Source organism: Haematobacter genomosp. 1, assembly GCF_002196855.1.
GTDB lineage: Bacteria > Pseudomonadota > Alphaproteobacteria > Rhodobacterales > Rhodobacteraceae > Haematobacter.
Genome location: NZ_NIPW01000074.1, coordinates 1 through 9,385 on the forward strand (window position 1 = coordinate 1; position 9,385 = coordinate 9,385).

Genomic DNA, 9,385 nt, shown 5'->3' on the forward strand with positions numbered 1-9,385 from the left:
CCGGCACAGCTTCCGCAGGTGACTCCTGAACGAACGCTGCGGGTGCCGGCTCCGGGGCGGGTGCGGTCTGGCTGTCTTGCGGGTAGAGCGGCAAAGAGGCGGGCGCTGGCGGATCGCGCGGCGGATCATCCGGCGCAACCGTGGATTCCTCCAAAGCCGGCGGCGGATCGTTGTAGAGCGAAGGCGGCTGCGGATGCGGGCCAGTCTGGCTCTGGTAGATATTCTTCAGATAGCGGTCACGGTAGTATTCCACCCGGTCCGCGATGATCGGCGGCATCCCCTGAACCAGAACGACGATCTTGTTCTTGGGCAGCATCCGCACCTGCTCGGCGCGCAAAAGACGTGCGCCTTCTTCCCGCTCCTGCCAGTTGCTTCCCATTTCGTTCGAGCGCCAGGACTTGCTGCGGCTCTTGCGGGTGAAGTCACCGATGGCCCGCGAGATGTATTCGGGTGTGTCCTCGTCGGCCGGAGCCATGAACAGTTGCAAACGGCAGTTGGCAAGGAAACCCGACGCGCCTTCCTTGCCGTAAAGGTCGCGCAGGCTGGCGATGCTCTGCACCACCAGCATGACGCGGCCGCCAAACCCGCGCAGGGTCGTGATGGCGGTTGCCAACACGTCCATGCGGCCCAGGGACACGAACTCGTCCAGGAGCAACAGGACAGGGAACTTCTCGTCCTTCTGCGGCATCGAGGCTTGCAGCATGGCGATGGTCTGCTGGAACATCAGGCGGATCAGCGGTGCCAGCGGCACAAGGTCGTTTGGCGAGACGATGATGAAGATCGAGGCCGGGTCGCGGCGAAGATCATGGATGCCGAAGTCGGAAACCTCCGTCGCCTCCCGCACGGCCGGATCGGCCCAAAGGCCAAGGCCGCCGTCCAACAGGACGGACAGGTAGGAGCTGAGGATGCGGCTTTCCATGCCGGCCATGCGGTTGAAGATCGTCTTGGCCTCAACGCTGTCCACCTCGGCCGCCAGACGGCGGAACACGTCCGCCGCCTCCCCCGGCGTGGCATAGAAAGCATCATAGACGGCGGCGATGGTCGGCGTGCCGCGCTGGATGGCAAGGATGGCCCCTGCGGCAAACACGTCGCGCGCGCCTTCCAAGAAGCCTTCGCCGTTGCCCTTGGCGATGATGAGACTGGCGGCCAGCCGTCGCGCCTCGGTGAAGCGGCGGCGTTCGCGGGCGCTGACCACATACATGAGCGGGTTATAGCGGTGGGTCTGGCCGTGATCGTCATAGGGGGCAAACTTGAACACGCGGTCGCCCAACTCCTCGCGGCGACGGGCGGTCAGGTTGTAGTTCTCGCCCTTCACATCCAGACAGAACACGGAGCCTTTGTAGGTCAGGAGCGTGGGCACCACGATCCCGATGCCCTTGCCGGAGCCGGTTGGCGCGGTGATGATGCTGTGAGGAATTTCCTCGGTGCCGGGGCGCGTGGACAGAAACTCCGCACGGCTGCTCGGACTGCCCAGCTTGCCATAGATCGGACCAAGGATGTTTGCGGTGGAAGCCAGAAGCTCGGACCGCTTCAGGTCGGCTTTCGTGGACCAACGGGCCGTGCCGTGGCTGCTCAACGGCTTCTTGAAGCCGATGGCGGGCACAAGCACCGTGAGCGCGGCCATGACGCCAAGGCCGATATAGAGGGCCATGCGGAAGGGTTCGCCAAAATAGCCGCGCGTCCAGGGTGCGAAGTCGAAAACGCGCAGCACCTCGATGTTGGCAAGATCCCCTCCCGTCTGCCACGTCACGTATCCGCTGGCAGCAACGACGCCCAGCAAGGCCCCAAGAAGAAGCCCGCCACCGGCGAGCTTTGCGATTTCCGTTGTCTGTGCCATGCCCTGCCCTTTTACAACCCGTGGCCGCTATCGCGGTCCTTGCCCTTGGCCTGTCGCGCCGCAATGTCGCGTTCGGCCTCGGCCATGCGTTCGGCACGGTCGGCCAGCTTCTTGTCCTCGGCGGTCACTGCACGGGGCTGCTGCGGTGTCGGGGCCGCATCCCCTGTTCTGCCTTCTGCGGTGTCCGTGGCACGTTGGGCATGACGGGCGGCAATCTCACGTTCGGCCTGCGCCATGCGGTCGGCGCGGTCCAGTTGAGCGGCCTCGCGCAACAGTTCGTTCGTCCGCTCGACGGGAATTTGCCGATCGTTCGGACGCACGTAGCCTTCAGGCGGGCGGTAAATGTCGGTCGCCTGATCCCAAGCAGCGGAAGCGACGGCGGCATAGGCAGGCGACTTCGCGGCGAAGGAGCGGAATGCGGCCTCGGCATTTCTTACCTGCTCCTGGCCCTCGGCACGCGCTTGCGGAGAGTCCGAGTATCCATAGTTAAAATCGGTCTTGGTGAAGCGATCACGCAAGATGCGGATCAACGTCATGTCCACTTCGCCGGAGCGATCGACGCTCACAGGTGTGCGGTCGGCCTGCGGCTGGCGCTCGTCGGCCTTGAAAACAGCACTGATTTGTTCGGGGGACAGGCTGCGCTTGTCCGCCGCAACATATCCGGCAGGCGGGGTGGCATTGCCCGCGGCCTCGTCCCATGCCGCCGATGCGACGGCCGCATGATCCGGGGAGCGGCTGGCAAACTTGCCAAGAGCTTCGCCTGCGGCGGCAACTTGAGCGCGGCCGCGACGATAATCTTCGCTGGAATCCGAATTTTGGTGCGTCCAATCCACGGCACGGAACTGGTCGCGCAATTCTCCCACTTCCGCCACCGAAATCCCGACCGATGCGCCCGTGGCCCGCTCGTTGGCCTCGCGGTAGATGCGTTGGATTGCCTGATGCGCCTGCGCCAAGGCGGCATTGCGCTGCGACGGCGTTTCCTCGGGTTCGCCGCGCTGGCTGCGGGACATTTCCCGTTCCTGCGCCTCGGAGGCGGCATACTGCTGCGCCAGCCCGCGCGACGGGGCTTCGCCGGAATAGCGGGCCACCATGGCGATGCCGTTCAGTCCGGCACGTTCGGCAAGCTGCTCGACCTGGCGATCCGCCTGCCCTTTAATCTCTGCATAACGCGCGTCGTAATTGTCCTCACGCATTCCACGATACTGCCCATCGGGGGCCGGTTGCAGGAACGCCCGCAGGGCGTCCCGCTCGGGCATCGACGGGGCAGCCTCTGCCTTCAACTCTGCAATCTGACGTTCGAAACGCACACGATCAGCACCGGCGGGAATGTCCGCTACCGTTTGATCCATAGAGGTGAAGTTATCACGCACCGTCGTGCGCGCCTGTTCAAGGCGTTCTGCCATAGGGGAAAGATCCTTCTGGGTCAGGGTCGTTTTGTCGTGATGGTCGGGAGTAATCTCCATGCCGTGCGCCAACCGTTCGGAGGCGGTGCGGAGCAAGGCGGAAAAATCCGGATCGGTGGCTTGCAGAGCGGTTGCGTCCGCTTCCATCCGGCGCGCGTGATGGACCAGGGCGGCGGCCGCCCGGATCCCGCTTTCTTCGGTGTGGGACGGAGCCACCGGCTTGCGTCCTTCGGCCTGCGCCCGACGATACTCCGCATCGGGCACGGCCCGTTCGTGGACGCCACGGGTCAGGCGCGGGGTCGCCTCAAGGTCGATCCCGTGCTCTCCGGCCACGCGCACATGCACGTCGCGGAAGGTCTGGTAATTGAACTCGCTGCGCTTGGAGACGGCCAGCCACGTTCCGTTGTCCATCCCCCGCCGATGAACGATGACATGGATATGCGGGTGATCCTTGTCCGTGTGGAAGGCGGTGTAATAGTCGAAACGGTCGCCCCCGAAATTACCGGAGCCGAACATTTCCTGCGCCCATGCCCGTCCCGAAGCTTCGGCGGCGGCGGGATCTGTCCCGATGGGAAAGCTGACCACGAAATGCGACGTGCGATCGGCCTTGCCGCCTTCCGTGGGCATCTGCCAGCCGCGCGCCATGGCGACGGCTTCCTCGGCGTCGATCTCGACGCCCATGTATTCCTCCGAACGACGAAGGGGCAGATCGTCCTGACGACTCAGATAATCCATCTGCGCCATCAGTCCCCGCGCGGTGGATGCACCCCCGCCCCTGACCATCTTGACCATGGATTGCGGGTTGATGCCGGGCAGTATCTGGGAGGAATAGGCAGCACCGCCAGGCGCAACGTCCCGCTCATGCGCGGCCTTCAAGGCCACCTGCATTTGCAGCATCCGGCCGCCACGGCCAAGCTTCACCTCGGCCCAATCTTCGCCCATGACCGCATCCAGCGCCGAAAGGAAGCGCGGGGCTTTGCGGGCATTCGCCAGAAGATCGGGGACGTGAATGCTCACTTCTGGGCCGCTTTCTTCAACCGCTCGGCCCCGTCAGACCGTCGCTTGTCGATGTCGAAAAGGGCCTGAAGGTAGGACTGGACCCGCGACAGCTCCTTCCCGAGACGCTGCCGCTCCTCCATGAAGGCGATGAAATCCGGGTCCGTGGTCCGGTTCGCGGCCTTCGCGATCTGGTTCACGTTGACGGCGATGCCCCGAAGCTGGCGAGAAATGTCGGCGAGATGGGCAACGGAGGCCGCATCTTCTTCGAGAAAACCGCCCACCTGACGGGCCATGATCCGCAGGGCACGGTTCCGATTGATCCCCAAAGCGTCGATCTGAGCGTCGAAGTCAGCCAACTCCGCCTCCGTCAGACGCACCGAAATCGTCTTGTTGACGGTTGCCTTCGACACCACCGCAGCGGGGTCCGTCCACTGACCGCCAATCATGCGGCGCTTCTTCCACGGCTCTTTTTGCTTTTGGTCGTCGCTCATGGGCGGGGGCCTCGGGGGTGGGTTTCGATACCTATAGCACAATGTTCTACATTTGCATATATCCTGCCGCTTACTTAAACCCACCCCTAGGATAAAACTTGCTGACGCAGGAAGCTCCACTTGAGGGTCGCCACGTAGGGCGACCCGAACCCTTCGGATATGTGCTGAGAGTGACAGAGAGGAGTTGTGAGAGCCCTCCAGCCATCCTCAGGTGGGTAGAGGGCAAGCAGCCTCCTGACGGCCCTGGGAGGCCGCGCTGTGCGCTTCCTTCATTCGAGGGACCATAGAAGGAGCGGGACAATTGGACTGACTGGACTGAAAGCCTGCCAAGCGGCAAACAGGCACCATGCGGGACATTAGGGCTGAATGGACTGTATGGTACAATAAGGCCGAAGGGCCTGAGAGGCACGACAGGACCGTGAAGGACGAACGGCCCATCAAGGACGATTGGTCCTTTAGGTATGCTTAGCCTGAGAAAGCTTTCCGGACTATCCGGACCTAATGGCCTGTTGCATCTTTCAGGCACTAAAGGCACACTATAGCTGTTCGGCCTGTTGGGGCCGTTTGGACCAAGTGGCCCGTCTGGACTTTTAGGAACACGCAATGTTCGTGGCTAGGGAGAGAGTGACATGAAGCTGGTAGCGTTTACCTCATTCAAAGGTGGAGCCGGTAAATCCACGTCCCTCATGTCGTCCGTATCGGGGCTGGTGCAGGCTGGGAAGAAGGTCGCTCTTTTTGAAGCCGACCAGAATGACCCACTTTCGACATGGCAGACCAATGCGCGGGCGATTGGAACTTGGGATGAAAGCTGCCAGATTTACGATGGCTCCGAACTCGATGTATTCATCCCGAACATGGAAAAGGCCGAACAAAATGGCTGCGATATAGCTCTTGTCGATATGCGTGGCGGCGATTCGGAATTGAACACGGCAATTATAGCAAACGCTGATCTTGTCCTTATTCCTACGTCTCTCACGGCGATGGATATTGACGGTGCAATATCAACATTCCAATTCCTGCTCAACTTCATGGAAGCCAATGAAAAGGATGTTCCGGCCGCCTTCCTGTTGACGCGCGTGCCTACGGGCCGTCAGTCGGCCGCAGAAAAGGAAAGCTTGGAGATGCTGAAGGAGATGCCGCAACTTTCCGCACGTCTGCCGCAGCGCAACGCTTTTGCAGACATCATGTCGCTTGGCATGTTGCACCTCTACCATCGCGAGCTTGCCGCCGATCCAAACAAGCGCATCCTGGCCGGTCATATCGAAGTCGCCGTGCGGGAAGCGTCCAGGATCTCAAGCGACATACTCGACGTCATCTTCCCTGAACGGCATGTCGCGGAGTCCGCATAATGGCATTTCAACTTCCAAAAGTCGACCATAAGGCCATCTTCAACCAGCACCGCCGTGAACGTGCCATCAAACGCAAAGTCGGCCTCGACCAATCGGCATCGGAGGGGGCTGAAATGGTTCACGATGCGGTGCCCGCGAAGCCAGACACATCGCCACCGGTCGAGAATGTTGCGGTTGCTGAACCGAGGATCGATGTGCCCGAAGCGCCTGCTGAACCGCTCGTAACGGAACAGAAGAGCCTGCCAGCAGATACCGAAAAGACCACAAAGTCCAGAAAGCTCACTCAGACCTTAAAGTCCGAAAGTGCTGCAAAGCCTGGTGAAGCTTCCTCACCGCCTAAACCCTCTGCCAACGCGGATGTGCCCGAACAGGTCGCGGGAGATACGATTAGCCTCAAGATCCGACTGGCGTTTCCTCAAACGGGCCAAAGCCAAACCTATGACAGCTTGGCGGCACAGATCGGCCCGCAACAAGCCGTTCGGATGATTTTCAAGCGGGCGTTCGACGACCTCAGGCAGACACTGAGGAATGACGGAAAGCTGCCGACAGCCACCCCGTATGCCGCGACAAAGGATCGGTTCGTCACCAACAAGATAATCTCGCGGAATGAATGGAATGTCGCCAAGTCCAGCTTGGACCCTGCTGGCATCATGAACCCGATGATGTTCAATCGCACACTCGCGGAGCGGGCCTTGGCCCTGTTCTTTGAAAAGGACCGCCAGACAAACGCCGGATAGGGCAGGGGGGGGACGATGACGGGTATTCATGTCAGTCGTATCGCGGCGGCCAAGGCTCTCGTGTATGCCGCCCATGCCTGCCATCCGGAGGATCGCGAGGAAGCTCTTGTGAGCATCCTCGCCAAGATGTGGGACGGCCCACGGCTGGACGGGTTCACCGATGGGCAACTGGACCAGGCGGCCGCCCTTTGGGCCACGTCTGCGACCGACCGCGTTCTGGACACCTACCTCAAGGCGCTGACGGCCGAGAAGGACCGCCGCGCCAGAGGCGCGGCGGATGTGGCAAAACCGACCCGCAAACCGAACGCGAAACCGGCAAAGCCGGAACCGGCTGTGTCGTCCAGCACTTCCACCCCGAAGCCGAAAGAGTCGTGGCCGCGTGCGAAGGACCGGCCTGCCGTGGAAGGGGCGGAAACAGCCATGTGCAATCTTTACCGGCACACGCGGGCGCAAGATGCGCTGCGAGAGATCTTCCGGGGCTTTTCTGTTGAGGATCGGTTGGGAAACCTGCCTTCACAGGAAAGGATCTATCCCAACGAGCTTGCACCCGTTCTGCGCCATGACGGACAGGAAGGGGACGGGCTGGAACTGGCAATGGCGCGATGGGGCTTGCCAAGCCCCAAGCAATTCCATTCCAAGAACGGCATCGACAAGGGCGTGACCAATATCCGCAACACGGGATCGCCGCACTGGCGGCGGTGGCTCAATCCGCGGTTCCGCTGCCTCGTGCCGTTGACCGCCTTTTCGGAGCCGGTTCACGGCGAAGGAAAAGCGTGGTTCACGCCTGCCGAGGACCGGCCGGCCTTTTTTGCCGGTCTGCACGTCCCGCAATGGACCTCGATCCGCAAGCTGAAGGATGGAGAAACGACTGATGATCTCTATGCCTTCCTGACCACCGAACCGAATGCGGAAGTGGCGAAGGTGCATCCGAAGGCGATGCCGGTGATCCTGACCAGCCCCGACGAATGGGACGCATGGCTGCATGAACCATGGAGCGTGGTGCAGGAGCTGCAACGTCCGTTGCCGGACGGTGCGCTGTCGATGGAGCTTGTGGCCGCCTGAGGAGCCACAAGCTTCACGGTTTTCCAAGGCCGCATGGCCGGTCATGGCGTAATCGAACGGCCTATCAAACGGCGAAGGTCGATGGAGCCTTGTGGGAAACCGATAGGAAGTGCCGCGCAGCGGCCCCGGCGCGGGCAGCGCCGGACGTGGCGCGTCGTGGGCCGGAAGGTCCAGGACGCGCCACGTCAACATGACACCTCGATCGCATGACCAGCCCGAACGCAAAAACCCGCCTCGCGGCGGGTCGGGCATAGAACGGGCAAAGGGGCGGGGTCAGTGGTCCCAATGCTCGCGGCCATACTTGCGGCCCATGATGCTGATACGGGCCTTGTCATCAATCGGGATAAGATCGCGCGTCCGGACCTCGCCCGCCTCGGTGATCGCATAGACGCTGCATGTCACGTCATCGGTGGAAAACCACGGGACCTGAAAGCGCCAGTTGCCGCGCCCTCCTTCGCGGCTCTGAAAGTATCCATGCCAGTTCCGGCATTCGTAGCAACCGGCCCACCAGATCGCGCCATGCGCGCCCTTGGGGATCGTGTCGGGAAATAGATCGTCCATCGCTTCGCCTCCGGTTTGCAGGGGCAGGGGGCGGGGTTCGCCCCCTGCCTGTCGCGCTTAGGCGGCCTTCAGCTCGGCCATGCGTTCCGTGAGCATCCACAAGGCGCGGTTCAGGTTGCGGTTCTGGTCGATGCCTGCAACCTCGCGCACGCTGCGGCGGCGCATGCGGCCGTTTTCATCGCGGGCGTATCCGGTCATGCCGCCCTTGATCGTGTTTTCCTGCACCACGTTGAACGCGGTCCAAAGATCTGTCCCGCGGTCAGCCGTGCGGCGCGGGCGAATGAAGCTCTCGGCCGATACGGGCGCGGCCTTGCCGCCGTCCTCGTGCGCGGCGGGGAAACGCAGGCTGTGCGCGGCTTCGGCCAGGATCGCGCGTTCCTCGTCCTGCAAGGTGATCGCGCGAAATTCCTTCACGCGCTCGGCAATCTCCGGGGCATCCTGCAGAACGCGATACGCGCCTTCGATGACTTCACCAACGGCATTGCCCGAATGACGCACCTTCACTTCGCTGAAGGTTTCGCCCGCCATCAGGCCATTGGAGCAAACAAAGCGGAAAAAGCCGGGAAGCATCTGATAGGCGCTGGTGCCGTCATTGGCGTTCACAAGGATGATCTCGAACGCCTCGCCGTCGCCGTTGGTGATGGAACGGTGGCGCAGACGCAGCATGTGCTTGGTAAACTCGGCCTTGCCCTCAATGCGGGTGCGGGCCTGCTGCGCCATGAAGGGCTCAAAGCCTTCGGCGCGAAGGTTGTTCAGCACGTCGATGGTCGGCACGGGGGCAAAGCGGGCGCTGCGGCTTTCGTGGGCCTCGGCGGCGAAGATGGACGGGACGCGGGCGCGCAAGGCATCGTCGGTCAACGCTTCGCCGCGACCATAGATCGAGCCGCCGTTGGTCATTCCGCGCATGAAGTTCTGATAACCCATAGTCTTTCCTTTCGTGTTGCGG

Annotated in this window: 8 protein-coding genes; 3 read left to right on the forward strand and 5 right to left on the reverse strand. The window is 62.2% G+C overall.

All coding sequences use genetic code 11. The features are described from left to right. The 3 genes from virD4 to CDV49_RS19910 all read right to left on the reverse strand — a co-directional run. A partial coding sequence (gene virD4 / locus CDV49_RS19900; RefSeq protein ID WP_088217009.1) for a type IV secretion system ATPase VirD4 occupies positions 1-1,837 on the reverse strand: 1,837 nt, incomplete at its 3' end. Between the two features lie 11 nt (positions 1,838-1,848). Then, positions 1,849-3,984, reverse strand: coding sequence for a relaxase/mobilization nuclease domain-containing protein (locus CDV49_RS19905; protein ID WP_179209284.1), 2,136 nt, complete (start codon positions 3,982-3,984; stop codon positions 1,849-1,851). Between the two features lie 269 nt (positions 3,985-4,253). Then, entirely contained in the window at positions 4,254-4,730 is a 477-nt protein-coding gene (locus CDV49_RS19910; RefSeq protein ID WP_233141236.1) for a DNA mobilization endonuclease VirD1/MobC family subunit, read from the reverse strand. Positions 4,731-5,359: 629 nt separating this feature from the next. On the opposite strand from CDV49_RS19910, the gene CDV49_RS19915 reads away from it, so the two are divergent. From CDV49_RS19915 to CDV49_RS21040, 3 genes are read left to right on the forward strand one after another with little or no spacing between them, the layout of a single operon-like run. Continuing rightward, the gene (locus CDV49_RS19915) at positions 5,360-6,079 is read left to right on the forward strand and encodes a nucleotide-binding protein (protein WP_035714704.1); all 720 of its coding nucleotides are present in this window, start codon (positions 5,360-5,362) and stop codon (positions 6,077-6,079) included. Continuing rightward, positions 6,079-6,816: a VirC2 family conjugal transfer protein gene (locus tag CDV49_RS19920; RefSeq protein ID WP_035714707.1), complete on the forward strand. Its 738-nt coding sequence runs from the start codon at positions 6,079-6,081 to the stop codon at positions 6,814-6,816. The genes CDV49_RS19915 and CDV49_RS19920 overlap by 1 nt, the downstream gene beginning before the upstream one ends. A gap of 15 nt (positions 6,817-6,831) precedes the next feature. After that, positions 6,832-7,878 (forward strand): SOS response-associated peptidase, encoded by a 1,047-nt coding sequence (locus tag CDV49_RS21040; RefSeq protein WP_282916228.1) that lies wholly within the window; start codon positions 6,832-6,834, stop codon positions 7,876-7,878. Positions 7,879-8,151: 273 nt separating this feature from the next. Here CDV49_RS21040 and CDV49_RS19930 read toward each other — a convergent pair whose 3' ends face one another. Both CDV49_RS19930 and CDV49_RS19935 read right to left on the reverse strand, forming a co-directional pair. After that, positions 8,152-8,439 (reverse strand): hypothetical protein, encoded by a 288-nt coding sequence (locus tag CDV49_RS19930; protein WP_035714710.1) that lies wholly within the window; start codon positions 8,437-8,439, stop codon positions 8,152-8,154. A 57-nt stretch (positions 8,440-8,496) separates the two neighbouring features. Next, positions 8,497-9,385, reverse strand: an 889-nt coding sequence (locus CDV49_RS19935; RefSeq protein ID WP_425319670.1) for a DUF932 domain-containing protein, incomplete at its 5' end; no start/stop codon positions are given.

Excerpts from the sequence above, each read along its gene's own strand:
- CDV49_RS19920 (WP_035714707.1), top strand. The coding sequence starts at position 6,079 with ATGGCATTTCAACTTCCAAAAGTCGACCATAAGGCCATCTTCAACCAG.
- CDV49_RS19905 (WP_179209284.1), bottom strand. The coding sequence starts at position 3,984 with ATGGCGCAGATGGATTATCTGAGTCGTCAGGACGATCTGCCCCTTCGT.
- CDV49_RS19910 (WP_233141236.1), bottom strand. The coding sequence starts at position 4,730 with ATGAGCGACGACCAAAAGCAAAAAGAGCCGTGGAAGAAGCGCCGCATG.
- CDV49_RS21040 (WP_282916228.1), top strand. The coding sequence starts at position 6,832 with ATGACGGGTATTCATGTCAGTCGTATCGCGGCGGCCAAGGCTCTCGTG.
- CDV49_RS19930 (WP_035714710.1), bottom strand. The coding sequence starts at position 8,439 with ATGGACGATCTATTTCCCGACACGATCCCCAAGGGCGCGCATGGCGCG.
- CDV49_RS19915 (WP_035714704.1), top strand. The coding sequence starts at position 5,360 with ATGAAGCTGGTAGCGTTTACCTCATTCAAAGGTGGAGCCGGTAAATCC.